Annotated in this window: 17 protein-coding genes; 9 read left to right on the forward strand and 8 right to left on the reverse strand. The window is 39.3% G+C overall.

The window, feature by feature from the left end:
• Window positions 1–196: 196 nt before the first annotated feature.
• Complete coding sequence (locus tag DES39_RS02415) at window positions 197–625, reverse strand: membrane lipoprotein lipid attachment site-containing protein (protein WP_121144165.1); 429 nt, start codon at window positions 623–625, stop codon at window positions 197–199.
• 222 nt (window positions 626–847) lie between these two features.
• Here DES39_RS02415 and alaC point away from each other — a divergent pair, with 222 nt between their 5' ends.
• Window positions 848–2,053 (forward strand): alanine transaminase, encoded by a 1,206-nt coding sequence (gene alaC / locus DES39_RS02420; protein WP_121144166.1) that lies wholly within the window; start codon window positions 848–850, stop codon window positions 2,051–2,053.
• 118 nt (window positions 2,054–2,171) lie between these two features.
• Here alaC and mmuM read toward each other — a convergent pair whose 3' ends face one another.
• Window positions 2,172–3,116, reverse strand: coding sequence for a homocysteine S-methyltransferase (gene mmuM / locus DES39_RS02425; RefSeq protein WP_121144167.1), 945 nt, complete (start codon window positions 3,114–3,116; stop codon window positions 2,172–2,174).
• A 10-nt stretch (window positions 3,117–3,126) separates the two neighbouring features.
• Window positions 3,127–4,512 (reverse strand): S-methylmethionine permease, encoded by a 1,386-nt coding sequence (mmuP, locus tag DES39_RS02430; RefSeq protein ID WP_121144168.1) that lies wholly within the window; start codon window positions 4,510–4,512, stop codon window positions 3,127–3,129.
• A gap of 175 nt (window positions 4,513–4,687) precedes the next feature.
• On the opposite strand from mmuP, the gene DES39_RS02435 reads away from it, so the two are divergent.
• Entirely contained in the window at window positions 4,688–5,911 is a 1,224-nt protein-coding gene (locus DES39_RS02435) for a GNAT family N-acetyltransferase (protein ID WP_121144169.1), read from the forward strand.
• Window positions 5,912–5,966: 55 nt separating this feature from the next.
• Here DES39_RS02435 and DES39_RS02440 read toward each other — a convergent pair whose 3' ends face one another.
• Window positions 5,967–6,533 (reverse strand): sugar O-acetyltransferase, encoded by a 567-nt coding sequence (locus tag DES39_RS02440; protein WP_121144170.1) that lies wholly within the window; start codon window positions 6,531–6,533, stop codon window positions 5,967–5,969.
• 64 nt (window positions 6,534–6,597) lie between these two features.
• On the reverse strand, window positions 6,598–7,863 hold the full coding sequence (locus DES39_RS02445; RefSeq protein WP_121144171.1) for an oligosaccharide MFS transporter: 1,266 nt from the start codon (window positions 7,861–7,863) through the stop codon (window positions 6,598–6,600).
• A gap of 536 nt (window positions 7,864–8,399) precedes the next feature.
• Here DES39_RS02445 and DES39_RS02450 point away from each other — a divergent pair.
• The 4 genes from DES39_RS02450 to DES39_RS02465 all read left to right on the forward strand — a co-directional run bounded on the left by DES39_RS02450 (window position 8,400) and on the right by DES39_RS02465 (window position 12,270).
• On the forward strand, window positions 8,400–9,311 hold the full coding sequence (locus tag DES39_RS02450; RefSeq protein ID WP_170143315.1) for a metallophosphoesterase: 912 nt from the start codon (window positions 8,400–8,402) through the stop codon (window positions 9,309–9,311).
• A gap of 316 nt (window positions 9,312–9,627) precedes the next feature.
• Window positions 9,628–9,867 (forward strand): hypothetical protein, encoded by a 240-nt coding sequence (locus DES39_RS02455; RefSeq protein ID WP_121144173.1) that lies wholly within the window; start codon window positions 9,628–9,630, stop codon window positions 9,865–9,867.
• Between the two features lie 191 nt (window positions 9,868–10,058).
• Window positions 10,059–11,861 carry a hypothetical protein gene (locus DES39_RS02460; RefSeq protein WP_121144174.1) on the forward strand — a complete coding sequence of 601 codons (1,803 nt, stop codon included), beginning with the start codon at window positions 10,059–10,061 and terminating at the stop codon, window positions 11,859–11,861.
• 25 nt (window positions 11,862–11,886) lie between these two features.
• Complete coding sequence (locus DES39_RS02465) at window positions 11,887–12,270, forward strand: hypothetical protein (RefSeq protein WP_121144175.1); 384 nt, start codon at window positions 11,887–11,889, stop codon at window positions 12,268–12,270.
• Window positions 12,271–12,335: 65 nt separating this feature from the next.
• Here the strand turns inward: DES39_RS02465 and nifJ are convergent, their stop codons facing one another.
• Complete coding sequence (nifJ, locus tag DES39_RS02470; protein WP_121144176.1) at window positions 12,336–15,890, reverse strand: pyruvate:ferredoxin (flavodoxin) oxidoreductase; 3,555 nt, start codon at window positions 15,888–15,890, stop codon at window positions 12,336–12,338.
• A 425-nt stretch (window positions 15,891–16,315) separates the two neighbouring features.
• On the opposite strand from nifJ, the gene DES39_RS02475 reads away from it, so the two are divergent.
• The 3 genes from DES39_RS02475 (at window position 16,316) to DES39_RS02485 (ending at window position 18,646) form a co-directional block, all read left to right on the forward strand.
• Window positions 16,316–17,113: an amino acid ABC transporter substrate-binding protein gene (locus DES39_RS02475; RefSeq protein WP_121144177.1), complete on the forward strand. Its 798-nt coding sequence runs from the start codon at window positions 16,316–16,318 to the stop codon at window positions 17,111–17,113.
• A gap of 71 nt (window positions 17,114–17,184) precedes the next feature.
• Window positions 17,185–17,883 carry an amino acid ABC transporter permease gene (locus DES39_RS02480; protein WP_121144178.1) on the forward strand — a complete coding sequence of 233 codons (699 nt, stop codon included), beginning with the start codon at window positions 17,185–17,187 and terminating at the stop codon, window positions 17,881–17,883.
• Window positions 17,864–18,646: an amino acid ABC transporter ATP-binding protein gene (locus tag DES39_RS02485; protein ID WP_121144179.1), complete on the forward strand. Its 783-nt coding sequence runs from the start codon at window positions 17,864–17,866 to the stop codon at window positions 18,644–18,646. The genes DES39_RS02480 and DES39_RS02485 overlap by 20 nt, the downstream gene beginning before the upstream one ends.
• Window positions 18,647–18,722: 76 nt before the next feature.
• Here the strand turns inward: DES39_RS02485 and ade are convergent, their stop codons facing one another.
• Together ade and DES39_RS02495 are read right to left on the reverse strand one after the other, a co-directional pair.
• Entirely contained in the window at window positions 18,723–20,462 is a 1,740-nt protein-coding gene (ade, locus tag DES39_RS02490) for an adenine deaminase (RefSeq protein WP_121144180.1), read from the reverse strand.
• A 100-nt stretch (window positions 20,463–20,562) separates the two neighbouring features.
• Window positions 20,563–22,377: an adenine deaminase C-terminal domain-containing protein gene (locus tag DES39_RS02495; RefSeq protein WP_121144763.1), complete on the reverse strand. Its 1,815-nt coding sequence runs from the start codon at window positions 22,375–22,377 to the stop codon at window positions 20,563–20,565.
• Between the last annotated feature and the right edge of the window lie 53 nt (window positions 22,378–22,430).

Genomic DNA, 22,430 nt, shown 5'->3' on the forward strand with positions numbered 1-22,430 from the left:
TATCGGTTCAAGCTAAAAGTAGCTCAAGTAGAGCTATCAAAGGGGCATTATCTTTCATTAATTCAGCTTGCTGTAGGGACGCTAATTGCAGTCAGTTATTTTTGATATGATGAATGAGTCTATCTGGCATTGGACTACCTATAGACCGCTATTTTCAATAATGGTTAATGACTGCAACGTTGCTGTTGGCTAGTGATTAATTAGCATCATCGCAATTAATTTTATGATCACGATAAATAACTTTGTTATAACCGTATTCTAAATCTCGCTGTTCGACAACTTTGCCATTTCGGATAAAGAACCAGTATTTTTTGAATGGTTTATAGTAGCTGTCAGATTTAACTCCGCCGATATTGGCACAAACAGAATAACCAAAGTTTGCTTGTTGTTTTTCTGAATCGGTCACAATGTATTCTTCACGCGGTGAGCTCATTGATACGTAGCTAACAGCTTTGGGATTGTCAAAATGATCATCGCCCCATGTTTTAATAATTTCTGGGTAGTTAGTTGGATATTTACCAAAATTAGCATTAGTCATATCCGGGCGCCAATTCGGATCGGTTGTGATTGATGAACAGGCTGCAAGTACGAGCACTAAACCTGTCAGGCTAAGCATTTTTTTCATTATTTATTTTCCACCTTATTGGATAAATTGATATTTTAAATTTTTAAAGTCAATGTTATCAATATATTATCATCTTGAGCTGATATTTTCGATTTCTGGATATTTTGCAACTATTGCACAATATTGTCATTGATTTTAGCTTAAATCAGCATAATATAATAGCGTCAATTATTGACTGCGTTGCTCAGACGGTTCTGGGCACAAACGTTATTCGAGGTTTTTATGTCTAATTCTACAACGCGCCGTTTTGCGCGCATTGATCGTCTTCCGCCTTATGTTTTTAATATCACAGCTGAGCAAAAAATGGCGGCACGTCGCCGTGGCGAAGATATTATTGATTTTAGTATGGGAAACCCTGACGGTAGCACACCTAAGCATATTGTTGATAAACTCATCGAGGTATCGCAGCGCGGTGATACGCATGGTTATTCGACCTCCCGTGGTATTCCTCGTTTGCGTCGGGCAATTTCGCACTGGTATAAAAATCGCTATGATGTTGATATTAATCCCGATAGTGAAGCCATTGTAACCATTGGTTCTAAAGAGGGGCTAGCGCATTTAATGTTAGCGGTGCTCGATCATGGTGATACGGTCTTAGTACCTAATCCAAGTTATCCGATTCATATTTATGGTGCGGTTATCGCCGGCGCACAAGTTCGCTCTGTGCCATTGATTCCTGGTATCGATTTTTTTTCTGAATTGGAGCGTGCGATTAAAGAAGCGATTCCAAAGCCAAAAATGATGATTTTAGGCTTCCCATCCAATCCAACTGCGCAATGCGTGGAATTGGATTTTTTTGAAAGAGTGGTGGCGCTAGCGAAGCAATATAATATTTTAGTGGTGCATGACTTGGCGTATGCTGATTTGGTTTATGATGGTTGGCAAGCACCATCGATTATGCAAGTTGAAGGTGCAAAAGAGGTTGCGGTTGAATTTTTCACCATGTCAAAAAGCTACAATATGGCTGGATGGCGGATTGGGTTTATGGTGGGCAATGCCGAATTAGTCAGTGCGCTGGCTAGAATTAAAAGCTATCATGATTATGGCTCTTTTACGCCAATTCAAGTTGCTGCAATTACCGCACTCGAAGGCGATCAATCTTGTGTAACAGAGATTGCCAACCAATATAAAGAGCGCCGAGATCTGATTGTGAAAGGGCTTCATCAAATTGGCTGGATGGTTGAAAAACCCAAAGCGTCAATGTATATTTGGGCCAAAATTCCGGATGCGTATGCGCATTTAGGATCACTTAAATTTGCACAAAAATTATTAGCGGAAGCGAAAGTCTGTGTATCGCCAGGCATTGGTTTTGGCGATTATGGCGATACCCATGTGCGTTTTGCATTAATTGAAAATCTTGATCGCACCCGTCAAGCGCTACGGGGAATTAAAGCGATGTTTCTGAAAGATGGCTTGATTGATAAATAAGTTGATTCATTCTTGCTATTATCATTGATCTTATGAGCGCAGAGGTATTGCGCTCATGAGGTACCGCGTTATTATCTGTCAGCTGTTGTTATCGATAGGCTTAAACGATGCGCTGAGGTTATTCATCAGTACGCGTTAGCGCTAAGGCGATATTTTTTATATCAATTGGCGTAGTACGGCAACAACCACCAATCAATTTAGCGCCATGTTGTTGCCATGCTGATAATTGCTGGCAAAGTGTTGGCTGATGAGGCAAGCTCTGCCATGTTTTTGTTTTTGCATCATAGTGTTCGCCCGAGTTAGGGTAAGCAATCAACGGTTTATCGGTCAATTGTTGTAATTCGTTTAGCGCATCGGTGACTTTATCTAGTGCAATGCAGTTAACGCCAAGCGCGATGACGGGTTCAATGCTATTTAAATAATCAACTACGTTGTCCAGCGGTGTACCATCACTGAGGTGTTGGCTATCTTGTAAAGTAAATGAGAACCAACATGGCATATTTCGATACTGACTAATAAGCTGGGTTAACACTTTAATCTCGGTAAATGAGGGCATTGTTTCAAAGGCGATAATATCGACACCTGCACGGATGAGCGCATCAATACGCTCAGCATGAAAATCGGTCATTTCAGTTTCGCTAAGGGCATAATTACCAGTATATTCTGAGCCATCGGCTAAATAAGCGCCATAAGGGCCAACAGAGCCGGCGATAATCAGTGGTCGGTAATTTTTGGTTGTATGCTGGTATTTACTTTTAGCTTGTTGTGCGAGCAGAACACTTTTTTCAATGAGCGCGATGGCTTGTACTGTTGATAGACCCCGTTTTTTAAATCCCAGCGGGGTCGCTTGATAACTGGCCGTAATTGCACAATCAGCGCCGGCCATAAAATAGTCGTAGTGGACGTCGGAGATTAAATCTGGCTGTTCGATCAATACTTTTGCTGACCAGAGAGAATCATTAAGATCACAGCCGCGATTTTGTAACTCTGTTGCTAATGCACCGTCAATAATAACATGTCCGTTAGTGGTTAAAAATGGCGCAAAAAGATTAGTGTTGCTCATGTTTGCTCTCTTATTTTTTCTGATAATAATGCGTGACATAGTAAGCGATGTAACAGCAGGCGACAAATGGGATTCCACAATATAAGGCAATACGCTGCTCAGGATCAAAAGCGAGACCGATACAGGCGATTAAACACATAATAAAGCCCAAGATTGGCACATAAGGATATAATGGCGCTTTAAATTTGAGTGAGGATAATGCGTTACCTGATTTGAGATAATGGCGCCTAAAAAAGTAGTGTGATGCACAGATACTTAACCAAACTGCAACTACCGCAAAACCTGAAATTGCGGTTAAGGCAACAAATACCGTATCAGGAGCGATAACACTGGTAAACAGTGCCAGCAGACCACCTAACATACTAACCGTTAGGGCAATGACAGGAACGCCACGTTGAGATAATCGAGTGAAGCTACGAGGTAACGTACCTTGGTTGGATAATGACCATAACATACGCCCCGAAGCATATAAGCCTGAATTTGCTGCTGATAATATTGCAGTGAGAATGACAAAATTTAATAAATCGGCAGCATAGGGTATGCCAATATTTTCAAAAACTTGCACAAACGGGCTTTTCGATACGCCCGCTTCGCTCATGGGAATTAAAGCTGATAACACCACAACGGTGCCAACAAAAAAGATCACCAAACGGATAATGGTTGTTTTAATGGCCAGTGGAATTGTTTTTTGCGGATTAACGGTTTCTCCTGCGGCGATACCGATAAGCTCTGTACCTGAAAAGGCAAAATTAACCGCTACCATTGTCATCAGTATTGGGGTGATGCCATTAGGTAACCAGCCTGAAGTGGTTAAGTTCGTAAAAAATGGTGCAGAGGTACCATCTTTCAATGGAATAAAGCCAAAGATTGCGGCGCTGCCGGCGATAATAAACAATATAATGGTGAGGACTTTAATGAGTGAGAACCAAAACTCACTTTCCGCAAAAAAGCGCGTGGTGATAATATTTAATGTAAAAATGATGACGCAAAAGATAAGGCACCATTTCCAAATAGCAATGGCTGGGAACCAAAGCTGCATACATAGTCCCGCCGCGGTTAAACTTGAACCGAGCGCAACCGTCCAAGTTAGCCAATATAACCAAGCGACAGTATAACCGGTTGCGGGGCTGATAAAACGTGCCGCATAGGTATGAAATGCACCCGTTTCAGGCATTGCAACAGCTAATTCACCTAAACAAAGCATGACAAGATAAACTACCAATGCGCCAATTAAGTAAGCGAGAATTGCACCAGCAGGACCTGCGCTAGCAATAATATAACCGGTATTAAAAAACAACCCAGTGCCAATTACCCCACCTAAAGATAACATGACAAGATGACGGGTTTTCATTGTGCGTTGGAACTGGTTTTGCTCAGTATTTTTTATTTTATCCATATAGACGTCTACACCGCTAAAAAGGAATATTCTAACAGTATTCATCCAGAATACAATGGATATTTTTGAGTGGATTAGGGTAAAAAGAATTTAATGATTTGTCCGATTTGACTTTATTAATGAGCTCTGTTATTTGTATTAGGCAAAGTAAAATAATAATAGATTAGAAGGCTATATGTTAAGTTCGAGTATTCGCGATAAATTAACGATCAAACCCGTTACCCTTGAGCATTTAGATCAATTTAATGAATTGTTACGTTATGTTTTTCAGGTAACTAGTCGAGATATTGAAGAGTCTGGTTATCAAAAATATGATGAGTTATTGCGTGAAAAACGTCCCGTACTGCAAGATACTGATGTTATTGGTTGGTTTAATAAAAATAAACTTGTGTCCCAATTATGTATTTATCCTTGTAAGGTCAATATCCATAATAAAATTTTTGAAATGGCCGGATTAACCGGTGTTGGTACCTACCCTGAATACGCTAACTTAGGATTGATGAATGATTTGATCCAAATTGCACTGAAAAAAATGCGTGATAATCAACAGTGGATCTCTTATTTGTATCCGTATTCAGTGCCTTTCTATCGTAAAAAAGGCTGGGAGATATTCAGTGAGTTTGTGGTGTTTAATCTGAAAGACTCACAATTACCGCGTTACGATAAGCAGCCTGGATTTGTTGAGCGACTTGAGATTGATGAAGAAGATGTGATTGATGTTTATAATCGATTTTCACAATCTAATCACGGCGCACTAATCCGTAGTCAATTATCATGGGATGAATATTGGCGATGGGAGAATGAAAATGAGCGGACAGCTGCGGTATATTATGATCAGCATAATCAGCCCACTGGCGTGATGTTTTATTGGATTAATAAAGATGTATTTTATATCAAAGATCTGATCTATTTAACGCAAGAAGCGCGTAAAGGATTGTGGAACTTCGTCTATGCCCATTACTCAATGGTCGATAAAGTGAAAGGTCGAATTTATCGCCATGATCCGCTGGCGTTTCAGCTGCAAGATAGTAAAATTACCGAAACGATTGAGCCTTACTATATGGCGAGAATTGTTGATGTCGCGGAGTTTTTAAAAGCCTACCCATTTAAAATATTACCCAAAGAACCATTTCATTTTGTGGTCACAGATCCCGTTGCTGAGTGGAATAACGGGATCTTTAGTATTTACTGCGATGATAATGGTCAGCTTGCTGTTGATCGGCAGCCAAAAGGTAAGGCTGTCGGATTAACGATACAAACATTATCATCGATGCTGATGAGTTTTAGGCGCCCACAGTTTTTCTTTGAATATGAGCGCTTACAAACAGATCAAGCAATGATTGTGGTATTAGAACAGATGATTCCAGCTAAGCAGCCTTATTTTTCAGATTATTTTTAAATACAAAACAAACGCTTATATGCGGCGTAGACCGCATCGCCTTGACCGTTTAACGCTACAGTTCGGTTAAGATGCGCTTTATTTTACCTGGATTACCCATCACGATGGCATCATCACTAATTGATTGGGTAATCACACTACCTGCGGCAATAACGCAGTTGTCACCAATACAAACGCCAGGTAAAACCGCCACATTGCCACCAATCCAAACATTATTACCAACAGTAATGGGCTTAGCATATTCTAATCCCATATTACGTGATTTGATATCTAAAGGGTGACCTGAAGTATAAAAGCCGCAATTAGGACCAATAAAAACATGATTGCCAAATTGGATTGGCGCTGCATCTAACATGACACAATTGAAATTGGCAAAAAAGTGATCGCCCAGTGTAATGTTGTAACCATAGTCACACCAAAAACCGGGCATAATCATTGCGTCTTGTCCAACTCGATTGAGGAGTTTTTGTAAAATAGCCAGTCGTTCAGCGGTATGTCCTGGTGATAGTTGATTAAATTCGAAACAGTAATTCTGAGCACAATACCGCTCATTGCAGAGTTCATTAGCTGTTGCGGCGTTATACAGTTCGCCAGCTAACATTTTTTGCTTTTCTGTAGGCATGAGTTGTTCCTGATAAGACAAGTGTGTAGCGATAAACATGCTCAATGTTTATCGCTGTAAGTGGTTATGCGTTAGCGGGTTTTATATCACCGGCTGGTTTGGACTGTCTTTTATTGCTGAGAGTAAAAAATCCTAGCACGATTGATGCAATAACAATCACCGATATAATAAAGAATATGGTATGGTAACCGACCTCATCAAATAGCATACCAATTGGAATTGATAAGATGATGATACCGACCGAAGTCGCAATTTGAAATCCAATTAGAAATAGGGTTGCCGATAGGCGTTTATCAAAATTTGCCGCATTATATTTAAAGATCGAGATCACAAATAATGGCACTTCGAGGGCGTGCAGCATTTTGATAAATGAAATAATATAAACATCGTCGAAAATTGCCGAACCTAAAATACGGCAGGTCATAATTGCACCACCTAGTAACAGCGAGTTTTTAGGTCCAATGCGATTGATCAATAGTGGCATACAAGCCATGCCGAGTGCTTCGAGGATAACTTGTATTGAATTCAATTGCCCATAAACGCTAGCCCCAACGCTTGGGTCACTAAATAAATTGGCAAAAAAGACCGGGAAAAGTTGTTGATCATAGATATTATAAAATGACCAAGTTCCTAAAATAAAAATAACTAAGCCCCAGAATTTTGGATTTTTAAAAATAATGGCAAAATCGTTTAAAGTTATTGAATTGTAGCTATCGGATTTATTTTGTATCTCTTTACGCTTTAATAACTTAGTCGGTTGATAGTAAACATTGGTGATAAAAAATAAGATCCCAACGATCGATACTGCCCAAAAGTTATAGTGTGGATTGATACTAAAAAAGATGCCACCAATTGCGGCTGCTGCTGCGTAGCCTAAACAGCCCCATAATCTTGCTTGACCATATTCAAAGCCAAATTTACGGCTAATTTTTTCAACATAACTATCAATTAATCCGCAGGCCGATAAGTAGCCGAGTGAAAACAGTACCGAGCCAAGAATCACGCCAAGCATAAAATTCTGTTTTAGTAACGGCTCATATACATAAATTAAAAATGGCCCAGTGGCGATAAGAATCACACTCACAATCCACATAAGATGTTTACGAATACCAAGTTTATCTTGTATTACGCCATATAAAATCATAAAGGTAATACTGGTGAACTGATTGATGGAGTAAATTATGCCAAGATTGGAACCTGATACGCCGATATTATTTTTTAGCCAAATGGCATAAAACGACCACCATAATGACCATGCAGCAAAAAAGAAAAACAGGTATGAAGATGAAAACATGTAGTTTTTATTACTAAAAGGAAGTGATATTTTCATAAGAATGATCCATTAAGTATGATATAAAAATGTAATGTTACATATTTGGAAGTCCAAATACTGTGTAATTGCCTTGCAATAAATGAATATTGCTAAACTGCGTTTAACCCATTTTCACTATTAAAAACATAAATCAAGTCAGTTAGCGAAGTTAAATTGAATAGTGGATAAAATAATAATTATCAGATCGACTTAATTTTCAGGCTCGTTGTCATGTTCGCGCATTTATTATTATGTGTCATGGCACCGCAGTTAGAACATGTTAACGTTATCATGATATAAGATAGTGAAAAAAAAATCTGTGACCTTGATAACAGAACACATTATTCTATTTTAATTATCGGTAATACATTGATTCCACAAAAAATAAAGGTAATGACTTATTGTATTTACCCAATAACTGTCGTATAGCACATATTATTGCCGATGTTATGCTTGAACCGGTTTTTTCTAATGAGTTTTATGAGTTACAATAGGACATGGATTACCACAATGATTTATACAGTAAAATCGCACAAATAGAGAAAAGAGGTGATATGTTTGATATTATTGGTGATATTCATGGGCAGGCTACTAAACTTAAGCAGCTATTAATTAAGCTAGGGTATAAAAAAACCGATCAGGGATTTACACATAACGAATATAAAGTGATTTTTGTCGGCGATTTTATTGATCGCGGTCCCCATCAACTTGAGACGCTCGCCATCATTAAAGAGATGATAGACAATCAAAATGCTTATGCCGTGATGGGCAACCACGAATTTAACGCCATAGGTTGGATGACTCCTAGCGCACAACATCCTGATACATTTTTAAGAAAACACAATGCAATTCATCATAAGCAGCATAAGATTTTTTTAGAACAGCTTGGGCACAACGAGGCTTTACATCAATATTGGATAGAATGGTTTAAATCACTTCCACTTTTTCTTGATTTAGCGCATATTCGGGTGATTCATGCTTGTTGGGATAACCAATGTATTGACCGTATTTTGCCTTATCTTGATGAGCGCCATTGTTTAAAAGCGCAGTATATTGAGCAAGCGTTTGATCCCACTTGTGAGCTATTTGAATATTGTGAAACTTTGCTCAAAGGTAAAGAAATCACTTTACCTGATGGCGTGTATTATCAAGATAAAGAAGGGACGACGCGTCATCGTTCGCGGATTAAATGGTGGTTGAAACGCGCTGATACATTACGGAAATTATGTATGATTCCTGATGCTGAGTGTATTAAGGGGCTTGAGCAAAAAATTGATATTAATTTAGAGCTTTATCAAGATAAAAAACCGGTATTTTTTGGTCACTATTGGTTTTCGGGGAAACCGGCTATTTTGACGCCCAAAATGGTATGTGTTGATTATTCTGCAGCGCTCGATAGCGGTAAACTTGTTGCTTACCGTTATCAAGGTGAATCGCAATTGATTAACCAACATTTCATTTATTAATAACGTCATTTAAAATCAGTATGACATAACTGTTTAGCGTAAGCTCACTGCAAACTTGATAGTCTTAGCTAATCGATTAAACGCTAAGATTAAGTGCTAAATCGATCGTATTTGGCGTTTAATTGTATATAAGCCACTATGACTAGTGGCTTTTTTTATCGTTAATTGCTCTTTAACCTTAAGTAATAATCATATTAAATCTTACAAAAGCTCAATATATGAACTGTTATTGTTTTTTTTTAATGCTTTATGTGTTGATTTTACATTGATTTAGTTATCTCTATCGCATAATAATTATAAGGTTTAGGTGAAATAGATGCCAAGAACATTGAAAGATCCAATTATACTAAATTTGAACCGATCATTAAGTATGTCACTTTCAGACTGTGAACAAAATTATTTACAAAAAGATGTGTTTTGTTATGTGCAAAAATTATTAAAAAAATTTTGTACTGAAGCATCTGATAACGCTAATTTGATTGAGTTCGGTTTACAAAGAAAGAACAATGTGATTTACATACAAGGTCGAGAGGTGCAGGGAAAACTAGCTTTTTAAGAGAAATATTGACGTATTATAAAAAATACCTTACGACGAGTAATAATTCACAGATCAGCGCAATCTATCCTGTTGCGTTCATCGGTCCTACGCTCATTGAGTTATAACAGCCAATTTTAGTTGATATTATTGCTCATTTTTATACATTAGTTGATGAACATCTCACACTTTGTCAACACGTTGAAAAACGGATGGAATTTCATAAATTATTGGACTTAATCTCAGAAGGTATTAAATCATTCGTACTGGTAGATGATATGCAAAGTGGGCATAATGTGCCATGGTTTTTAAGCCGAACAGTAAATAAAGCAACAAGTAGAATTCATGTAGAGAAAAAAATTCACACCTTAATTGATCAAGTTGCTAAATTGCTTAATATTGAACTTTTTATTATTGCCATTGACGATGTCGATACTCAAACAGAAAAAGCATATGAAATACTCGAAGCCATTCGTTGTTATTTAACTCATCCGCGATTAGCGATTATCATCTCAGGTGATTTAAAACTATATAGTTATATTGTTAGAAATAAGAAAAATGATGAGTTATCAACCAAGGACGATATCAATAAGACGCAAAAAAATACCTTAATTACGCACTTAGAGCAACAATATTTGTCAAAAGTATTTCCAATAGAACAGCGTATCGCGCTAAAAAAGATGGATGAATTAGTCAGTAAATCGAGCATCATTTATATTAAGCATGCGTATTTATCTGATAATTTAACTGATAATGAGATTAGACAATTACTAACGGCAATTTTTATGCAATCTTTAGATATTAAAAAAGAATATCTCATTTCATATATTAAATTTATTTTAAATCAACCTATTAGATCTATTTTTCAGTTTATCAAAACGATGATAGAAGGTATGCAAAATGGACGGTTTACCTCAAAAGCGCTAGAGCAATCGCTATACCACATTTTTGTCGGTGAAATTATTGATGAAGGTGTGAATGTTGATTCATTATCGGCCTATGATATTAACCCTATAGGCTATGAGTTGTGTAAATTAATTTTTCAGCATAATGATTTCGAAACCGGTTTTTATGCTCGCCCAGATAGTTCTAAAGGGCAAAATTCTTATAATGCGGCGAAATTATATTTATCAGCATCAGCTATGAACTTGAATAATGAATTAAGTCATTTACTCAAACTAATGCTAATAGTCGGGGCAAGTGCCCATATTTACACAAATTGTGTCAAAAATAGCGGTCAAGAAGGTTGTAATACTGAACGTTATATCGATTACATTGGTTTAAATCATAATAATAGAATAACGAGTATTGCAGCACGCTTTAGCCCAATTATATTAGAGTCATACTCAATCTCAACGCATCACAAGGCAATTTCAGGTGATGTAGTTAGGACCTATCGGCAAATTAATGCCAGAACATTTGATGTTAGTACATTTGAAACTTTATTACAAAAACGAATAGCAAACAATTTTAAGTGCATTAATACCCTACAAGGCTTAAGCAAAAAATTGGCACCAAATTCACCTTTAGATCTTTATCACTATACCTCTGTGATGACAATTACAATGGCGGCTCATCATGCTGTAACGGCGGTAGAGCGGCGAGATTATATTTCAGTCTATAAATTAATTGCCGCTATTGCTGAACTACTCTCAGAGGGCACCGCTAAAATCGCTGATTTAATGACATTGAAAAATTATGATTATCCAAATTTTTTTAGTGGCAAAATAAAAGGCCATACTGAATTTGTGGATGATGAAAGAGATGAGTTCGATAGTGTTATCTATATAGCCACAGCGAACTCCCCACATGAGATGGTAAGGTTAATTGCGCTTTTAAGGACTTGGATCGATAACAGTATAGCAATTAATATTAAAACGCCAATGCTATTAAGCGGTAAAATCTGGACGCGTATTTTCTACTCATTAAGTATTATTGCTGAAAACGCCAAAGTGAAGCAACCGCTTAACGGCATAACTAAAAATTATCAGAAATACGATACTTTTATTGGGTGATATTTTTTAACAGTTTATCTGTGGCATGCTTAATTCTGTCTTAGTTGAAGAAATCCGCTATCGCCAAAGTACATATTCAGATGAGTTAGTTAACGCCATTTTAAATACCAAAAATGTGGCAACTACTGACAATGAACTAAGTTACAATTTAAAAAGACTATTAGCTGAATTTGATTGTACATCGTCAGTTGAAAATTTCAAAAATCTGCTCCCGCTAACTTATATTTTAATATCATGTCCTTTACTGTGGCCATTTTTTAATAGCGAAAAACTTGTCACTGTTATGACATCAATGTTAGGTGGTAAGGAGGGGGATTTTTATCATATGCTCAAGCAACATATTTCGCAGGAAAGCCGTGAATTAGTTGTATCAACATTACCCATAGTGGGATGTTTTCGTAAACAGTAGCAAAGATTAAGTGATAAAAAAACAGCTCAATTGAGCTGTTTTTTGCTTAGCGATGACTTTGTGCATTATGCTTCAGGCGGGACTTCCGCTTCCGTGTAAGTGGCTAATAACTGTAAAAGTTTATATTTAGCATCAATAATTTTGGTTGATTCTAGATGTAACTTGTCAGCAGTTAGCGGTTCTAAGGTTTCAAGGCGCTTGAAGCGTTGCTCTTTTAATAGCGTCGCTGATAACATACCACTATTGGGTGGACGAGAATCCAACGTTAAGGCTGATTTACCTTCGTGCAGTTTGCGTGGATCATAACGATAAAGTGGCCAGAATCCTGATTTGACTAGGTCTTTCATTTGTTCATGGGATTTATCGAGTTCATAACCGTGCTCTTCACAAGGACTATAAGCAATAATAATTGATGGACCATCATAAGCTTCGGCTTCTTGAATGGCTTTTAAGGTTTGGTTTAGCTGCGCACCTAACGCAATTTGCGCGACATACACATGACCATACATCATCATACTAACGCCAAGATCTTTACGTGATTTCTGCTTACCTAAATCGGCAAATTTAGAGACTGCACCCATCGGCGTCGCTTTTGATTGTTGACCACCGGTGTTGGAGTAACACTGCGTATCAAGTACTAAAACGTTGATGTTTTCTGTTAAGCTCAACACATGATCAAGCCCACCAAACCCGATATCATAAGCCCAGCCATCGCCCCCCACAGCCCAAACGGACTTATCGACTAAGTAGTTACTGCAAGCAAGTAGCTCTTTGGCAATGGGTGATGTGATATTAGCTAGCTGTGCATTAAGTAAAGCGAGCTGTTGACGTTTATCGTTCAATGGTGTGTCCGCTGATATCAGTTGCTGCACTAATTCCGGCGTTACGGTTGCAATGCCTTGTGTGGTCACTTGCTCAAGTAAACGCATAGCACGGTGTTTGTGCTGTGTGTAGGTGAGCCGATATCCTAATGCAAATTCAGCATTATCTTCGAATAACGAGTTAGCCCACGCAGGTCCGCGACCCGAACGGTCTGTGGTATAAGGCGTTGACGGTAGGTTACCCCCATAAATTGATGAACAACCCGTCGCATTGGCGATGGCTAAGTGATCGCCAAACAACTGCGTTAACAGTTTAATGTATGGCGTTTCACCACAACCTGAACATGCGCCTGAGTACTCAAACAGCGGCGTGAGCAGTTGTGAAGTTCGAATATCAATACGCTCAATGCTACTGACGTCACGATCAGGTAAATTCAAGAAGAAGTCATAATTTGCTTTTTGATCTGCCAGGTTATCAATACGTGAAGCCATATTGATTGATTTAATATCAACGTTATTGCGATCACGCGATGGGCAAACTTCAACACATAAATTACAGCCGGTGCAGTCTTCTGGAGCAACTTGTAGTACGTATCGTTGACCTTTCATGTCTCTTGCTTTGACGTCAAGCGAGGCAAGTGTACTTGGTGCATCTGCCATATCTTCTGGCAAGACGACTTTAGCACGTATAGCGGCATGAGGACAGGCAACCACACAGTGGTTACACTGCGTACAGAGATCTTCTCGCCAAATTGGGATATCTTCAGCAATATTGCGTTTTTCCCACTGGGTTGTACCTACTGGCCAAGTCCCATCGGGTGGGAAAGCGGAAACAGGTAAGCTATCACCAATACCTGCGAGCATGGCCGCTGTGACTGTTTTGACAAAATCAGGCGCGTTATCTGGCACAATTGGCGGCATGAATGGGCTGCTCTCATCAACACATGTCAACGGAATATGTTCTAATGAACTGACCGCCATATCAATGGCTTTCCAGTTATTTTCGACTAAATCTTGCCCTTTGCTGCTATAGGCTTTTTCGACCACCGCTTTAAGTTTCTCGGTTGTAAAGTCTTGTTTGAAAATTTCAGCTAAATAAAAGAACGCCGCTTGCATCACGGTATTAATACGCGATCCTAAGCGGCATTCACGCGCAATTTTACTGGCGTTAATAATATAGAAGTGAGCGCGTTTTTTAATGAGCCCAGCTTGTACTTCTTTCGGTAGCCGATGCCAAATTTCGTCTTTACTATAAGGCGTATTAAGTAAGAAGATACCATCTTCTTTCAAATTTTCGACAATATGATACTTATCAATAAATTGATCTTGATGGCAGCCAATAAAGTGCGCACTGTCAATTAAGTAGGCTGAATGAATCGGATCTGAGCTCACGCGAAGATGAGAAACAGTTAAACCACCGGCCTTTTTCGAGTCATAGACAAAATAGCCCTGTACATGGAATGGCGAGCTATTACCAATAATTTTGATATTATTTTTCGTCGCCGATACGGTGCCATCGCTACCAAGTCCATAAAATAACGCTTCAAGCGCAGATTTTTGTGGAATTGACTGCGCAGGTAAGGGCAGTGATAAACCAGTAATATCATCAAAGATACCAACGGTAAAACGTGGCCTTGGCTTTTCTAAGGCTAGCTCATTAAATATTGCCAATACTGCACGTGGGTTAAACTCTTTTGATGATAAGCCATAACGACCACCAATTATCATTGGTAGGCTGGTGCGCTCGCCGCGTGATACGGCTTCAGCAAAAGCAGTCATAATATCAAGATACAACGGCTCCGCTAGTGAACCTGGTTCTTTAGTGCGATCGAGAACCGCTACTTTTTTGACTGATTGCGGAATAATATCGAGCAAATGTTTAGCTGAGAAAGGACGGAATAATCTGACCGATACCACGCCAACTTTCGCATCACTCTGCATTAAGTTATCAATGACTTCTTTGGTCGTACCTACCGCAGAGCCCATTAAGACGATGATGCGCTCGGCATCAGGTGAACCATAATACTCAAAAGGCTGATAATGTCGACCCGTCTCTTTAGCAAATGCGTCCATCGCATCCACCACATGTTGATAGGTATTATCATAAAAGGTATTAACCGCTTCACGGCACTGAAAAAACGTATCGGGATTGGCGGATGTGCCGCGCACAACCGGATGATCTGGCGTTAGTGCATTGGCACGGTGCTTTGCAATCGCTTCATACGGTAACAACCGTTTGATCGTTTCATCCGTGATGGGCTCGATTTTATTAATTTCGTGCGAGGTTCTAAAGCCATCAAAAAAGTGAATAAATGGCACACGGCTATTTAAGGTGGCAATTTGTGAAATTAGCGCAAAATCTTGTGCTTCTTGCACGGAATTGGCACACAGCATCGCGCAGCCAGTTTGCCGCACAGCCATGACATCAGAGTGATCGCCAAAAATTGATAGCGCATGAGTTGCGACAGTTCGAGCCGCTACATGCAGCACAAATGGGGTTAATTCGCCGGCAATTTTGTATAGCGATGGGATCATGAGTAATAATCCCTGTGATGAGGTAAACGATGTCGCTAGAGCTCCGGTCATTAATGCACCGTGTACGGTAGATATCGCGCCAGCTTCTGACTGCATCTCAATGACTGTAGGGATATCGCCAAAAATATTTTTCTTTTGATATTCACTCCAAGTGCTTGCTTGTTCAGCCATCGTCGAACTTGGGGTGATTGGATATATCGCAATGACTTCGTTAGCGCGATAAGCAACGGAGGATACCGCGCCATTTGCATCTGTTGTAATCATTAAAAAACCTTCTATTTTATAGGGTTATGACATTGCTTTTACTGCATGTGAAACATTGTAACAGAAACAAAATAATTTTGAGCAATTAATGAATGAAAAGTTTTAGCAATAATAACCTTGCTAAATGTAGTGTTGATGATTCTGTTGTGCCCATTAAATTTGAGTTTAGCACTCAAACAACGTGATGAATTTTGTGTAATTATTCCAGCAAATAACTATTAAAATATTTACAGCAACAACTAAATCTTATAAAGTTGCACACCAGAATTAGCCCGCTATTAGGAAATGTCGAATTTTGATTTCAATTATCAATTAATTTTATGGCAAAACGCTTAAAACTGACTGGATAAATAGAGTGACATACGATAGCATTATCAAAGCTGATATTTGATATAAGTTTAATTAACTCTATTTTAAGGAATCTTATGCGTAAATACTTTTTTTTACCGATTATGACATTTTTTGCAGCATTTTTATTAAGTGCTTGTGACAATTCATCAAAACAAAATGCGGCTAATGAAGATACAAATACACAAATGCAAACGATTGTGGTTGGGCTTGATGATGATTTCCCTCCGATGGGATTTCGTGATGAGAGTAATAACTTAGTGGGTTTTGATATTGATTTAGCAACAGAAGCGGCTAAGCGCGCTAATCTTAATGTCGAGTTTAAACCGATTGATTGGTCTGCAAAAGAAGCTGAATTAAATAGTGGTCGAGTTGATGCCTTATGGAATGGCTTGACGATTACCGATTATCGTAAAGAAAATGTTCTGTTTTCAAAACCTTATATGGTTAACCAACAAATTATTGTGGTTAGACCTAATAGTGATATTCAAAGCAAAGCTGATTTAGCAGGTAAAGTGATTGGATTACAAAACGGTAGTAGTGCACTTGATGCGGTTAATGCTGATCCGATTCATCAATCGTTTGGTGAACTTAACCAATATGCGGATAATGTGACCGCGCTATTAGATTTAGGTAATGAACGTCTTGATGCTGTGGTTGTTGATGGTGTGGTTGGTCGTTATTATGTAGCGAAAAAACCAGATGACTACCGTATCCTTGATGATAATTTTGGTGAAGAACAATATGGTGTGGGCTTTAAACAAGGCAATACTGAGTTACAACAAAAAATTCAAAATGCACTTGATAGTATGGAAGCCGATGGCACTTCAGCTAAGATTTCGGAAAAATGGTTTGGTAAAGATGTTACAAAATAGCATTTAAAAAGCGCTATTTTGATAAACGCAGCCCAATATTGGACTGCGTTGTTATTTTTATAGGAATATAAATGGATTATATACTGCAAATTATCCTTCAGATAGGGGGTAATGCGAAGCTTATAGCATATTATTGTATTGATATCGTTCCGCAGCTGTGGGTTGGTGCTAAGCTGACATTAGGCTTATTTTTCATTACCTTATTACTTTCTATTCCGTTTGGTTTGATATTAGCGTTAATGCGCTTATCCAAAATTAAACCGTTAGAGTATTTGGTTAATGGTTATATCTGGTTAATGCGTGGTACACCATTGATGCTGCAGATATTTTTTATCTATTTTGCGCTGCCTATGCTTGGTATTCGTTTTGATAGTTTTTCGACCGCTGTTATCGCATTTTCACTAAACTATGCCGCCTATTTTGCTGAAATATTTAGAGCGGGTATTCAAGGGGTCAATAAAGGCCAGTATGAAGCAGCCAAAACCTTGGGGATGACTTATAGCCAAACCATGTGGCGCATTGTATTACCACAAATGGTCAAGAAAATTTTACCGCCACTGAGTAACGAAACGATTACTTTAGTTAAAGATACCTCACTCGTTTATGTACTTGCGCTACAAGATTTGATGCGAATTGCCTACCAATTAGTCAAACGTGATTTTGATTTATCACCATTTTTTATAGCTGCGGTTTTTTATCTACTAATGACGCTTATTTTGACTTGGCTATATCAAAAACTGGAGAAATACTATGCCCGCTACGATGACTGATATGATGATTAAAGCTGATCAAGTGTATAAATCGTTTGGTCAGCTATCAGTGTTAAAAGGGGTTGATTTAGCGGTGAAGCGCTCTGAAGTGGTGGCGATTATTGGCTCATCCGGTTCTGGTAAATCAACGCTGCTGCGCTGCTTAAATCATTTAGAACAAATTGATTCTGGTAATATTGCTATCGCCAATGAGTGGATGGTGCAAAATAATACTCAAGATCAAGCCGTGTATCAACCCGAGCGACAAATTAAGCAAATTTGCGCAAAAATGGGCATGGTTTTTCAACATTTTAACTTGTTTCCCCATATGACTGTATTGCAAAATGTGATTGAAGCACCGATGATTGTGAAAAAAATTAAACGTGATGAAATCGTGCCATTAGCGCAAGAGCTATTAAGTAAAGTGGGTTTACTGGCAAAACAAAATGATTATCCATCTCAATTATCTGGTGGGCAAAAGCAGCGAGTTGCGATTGCGAGAGCGCTCGCTATGCAACCTGAGATTATGCTATTTGACGAACCGACGTCGGCACTTGATCCGGAGCTAACCGGTGAGGTATTAAAAACCATGCAAAAACTCGCTGAAGATAAAATGACCATGGTGATTGTGACCCATGAAATGGGATTTGCACGAGAAGTTGCTGATACGGTCTTATTTATGGATAGTGGCATTATTGTCGAATCGGGACCCGCTAAATCACTGATTGATCATCCACAAAATTTAAGAACGCAAGAATTTTTAAGCTCAATGTTTAAATCTTAATCGCTTGTTGCCGTGAGGTGATAGCACGTTTAACGTCATGGAACGGTAAGCGTGCTATTATTTTATCAGCAGCTGATTACTCGATACAGAGATCGAGCGGCATAAATGCTTTTACATCAAATAACCCAGTTGACGTTAATTTCAGTTCAGGAATTACCGGTAGCGTCATAAATACCAATGTCATTAGTGGATGGGCATTGGGATTAATACCAAAAGACTCGGTTGCCACTTTAATCATATGGTGGAGTTCATCGGCGACTTCTTGAGCGGGTTTATCCGACATTAAACCACCAATAGGCAAGGCAAGATGCGCAAGGATTTTGCCATTTTGACACAGCGAAAAGCCGCCGCCCATTTTTTCAATGTCTTTCACTGCCGCAAGCATATCGGCATCATTATCACCAACCACCACAATATTATGTGAATCATGAGCAACGGTGACGGCGATTGCGCCATTTTTTAAATGATAGTTTGCCAGTACACCAAGGCCAATATTACCGGTCGCATGATGGCGCTCAATCACGGCTAATTTATTTAAACCGGGATTATGTTGAGGGTCAAAATAGCCATGCTCATCTTTTTTCACATCAAGCTGTAAATGACGTGTCACCACACTACCAGGTTTAACGCCAATTGCATTCACTTTTTCACTGGTTAATGGCAAAGTAAAATCAGCAATGGTTAAATCGGGGATATTGACGGTATTTAAGACAACATCGGACACATAGTCTTCCCACTCAACAAGTAGCTGACCATCGCGGGCGATCTCTTCCCCGCCAACAAAGACGTGTTTGGCGTTGAATGAGACTAAATCTTCAACGATCAGTAAGTCAGCATCGTAATTCGGTGCAATAGCCCCTTTATTTTTCAACCGAAAACATTCCGCCGCATTAAGCGTTGCGATGGTGACAGCTAAAACCGGATCAAGTCCATGCTCAACAGCCAAACGCAAACTTTTATTGATATGACCTGTAGTTAAAATATCCGATGGTTCACGGTCGTCAGTACACAGTACGCAGCGTCGCGCATTGGCTGGCGTGATTGCAGGAATTAGGTTTAATAAATCTTTGCACGTTGAGCCTTCACGCAGCAAAATATACTGGCCTAAACGTATGCGCTCTAGCATATCATTAGTCGTGCTGCATTCGTGGTCAGTCATGATACCGCCCATCACATACGCGACTAAATCTTTACCTTTCACACCAGGGCTATGGCCATCGATAACGCGATCGTGATCTTTGGCGAGCCAGAGTTTTTTCATCATGTTGTCACTATGATTAATCACGCTAGGGTAGTCCATCACTTCACCAAGTCCGTGAATGCCAGGCTCATTGATGAGCTCGGCAAGATCTTCTGCTTCAAGCACGCAGCCTGATTGTTCAAATGGTGTTGCAGGGACGCAAGATGGCAGCATAATACGCACATCAAGCGGGGTTTTACGTGCCGACTCAAGCATATAACGGATACCATCAAGTCCACAAACATTGGCAATTTCGTGTGGATCGGCGATGATGGTTGTCGTACCAAATGGTAAAATACAGCGGGCAAATTGGGTTGGGCTCAGTGATGAGGATTCAATGTGCACGTGACCATCAATTAAGCCCGGCATCACGTAACCACCTTTAGCGTCTAAGGTTTTTTCTGCTTGATAATCATGGCCATAACCAACGATTTTGCCATGAGCAATCGCTAAAGGTCCGTCGACGATTTGTTGATTATACACGTCGATCACTTTACAGTTTGTGATAAGTAAGTGCGCTTTTTTCTTACCAGCGGCCATATCAATTAAATCATTAAGCTGTTGATATTGTGTCATTAGGTACCTCTTTTTCACCTAAAATGGGATAAAAATAGTTATGCTTATCTATGTGATATCGAAAGGACAAGTCAGGTTATCACTTGTCCTTTTTGACACCTTAATGATGGCATTTAGGATGTAACTTGCCATGTGTACAGCCGCATTTAAAGACTGGATCCATAACCGCTTGCTCATGGAAATCAATGACACCTAAATCCGTGATGGCATAATCCGGAATGGCGGTAATTTGTAGGCAGCACATATAAAAGAGTGGATCAGGCAGATCACAACCAAGCTCACGGGCGATTTGTAGCAGTTTTTCTTCTTCAGCGGCCATGGTATGCGGATCAAGATCGGAGACAATTCCACAAATTGGCAGTGATAAGAAGCCAAGTACCTTGCCATCTTTGACGATGACCTGACCACCGCCATGCTCGGCAAGATGGTTGATTGCGATCGCCATATCGGCGGAATTGGTACCAATACAGACCACATTATTATCATCGGGTGCACAAGAACTTGCCATTGCGCCGGCTTTCAACTTCCAGCCAGAACAAAAACCGACTTTCGGTTTACCATCCGTTTTGCCAAAACGCTCAATCACCGTTGCATAGATTGCATCGTTAGTTATATCGGGTTGTACTACGCCATTTTTAACCGCTAATTCTACCTGACGGCCACGTCGTACAAAGGGAATGTCAAAATCGACATCCAGAGATAAAGCGTGCACGGTTGGTTCAGTCACATCGGTTTTAACCGCAATGTCATCAGCTGTAACCGGTTTTAATTTCATGCTTTGTAAGAGCACATTACTGCGTTTTGGTGGCACAAATTGATAGACGGTTTGATGGTTTTCAACCACTAATTGCCCTTTAGCAATAACCGTGTCAATGTTAAATTTCACTAAGTCTTCCACTAATAAAATATCCGCAAAACGGCCGGGTGAAACTGAACCGACTAAATGGTCGATACGGTACGCTTCTGCTGAGTTAATCGACCCCATTTGAATGGCAGTGAGTGGATCAACCCCATTGGCAATCGCCATGCGAATCAATTTATCCATATGGCCATTGTTGATGATATCGGATGCGATAACATCATCGGTACAAAAACTGACCCGGCGAGATAAACGTGGGTTTAAGTGAGTAATAACTTTGACGTTTTCTGCTAAGAAATGCGAGATTGATGATTCACGAATGATCACATTCATCCCTTTACGGATTTTCTCCATCATCTCTTGGTGATCATAGCTTTCATGATCAAGGCGAACACCAGCACACAAAATGGAGTTAAGTTTATGGCCTCGCGTCATTGGTGCACAGCCAAAAATAGGTAAACGGTTGATACGGGCATATTCAATCGCTTTCATCACATCGCTGTGCTGATTTTCAATAAATTCACTAACGGTTTCCCATACACCAAATACTTCTGGCCACTTTTGGACTTCAGCATGTGTTTTGGCGGTGACATTAAAGCCGACATTACTTTGTGGTAAGGTGTAAGGTGTTAAAAATGGCAGTCCCCAAAAAACTTTAAGTGGCGTCTTGTCGATTTCTTGTAAAATCTCTTCAATACCATCAAGGCCTGCGGTGACCACATATTGGTCTAGTCCTGAAATAATGCTCGTTGTGCCGTGCGGTAGCACGGCTTTAGCAAAGCTAGTCATGGACAGTTTACTGCATTCGATATGTAAATGGCCGTCGATTAACCCCGGTACAATATATTTACCTTTGGCATCAATGGTTTTCGTCTTCGCACCAATATAACCTGATACATCGCCTGTTGCGACGATACGTGATTTATACACAGCAACATCAGCGGGATAAATTTCGGCTGAGTTGACATTAACTAAGTTACCATTAATGATAATGAGATCGGCTGGAATTTTAGCAGCGCCGGCATCAATCATTTCACAAATATCTTCTTTATACATGGTTGTCATAATAATATCCTATTTTCGTCATCAAGTTAGATGATCTGTTTAAT

It is taken from the genome of Orbus hercynius (assembly GCF_003634275.1).
Lineage (GTDB): Bacteria > Pseudomonadota > Gammaproteobacteria > Enterobacterales > Orbaceae > Orbus > Orbus hercynius.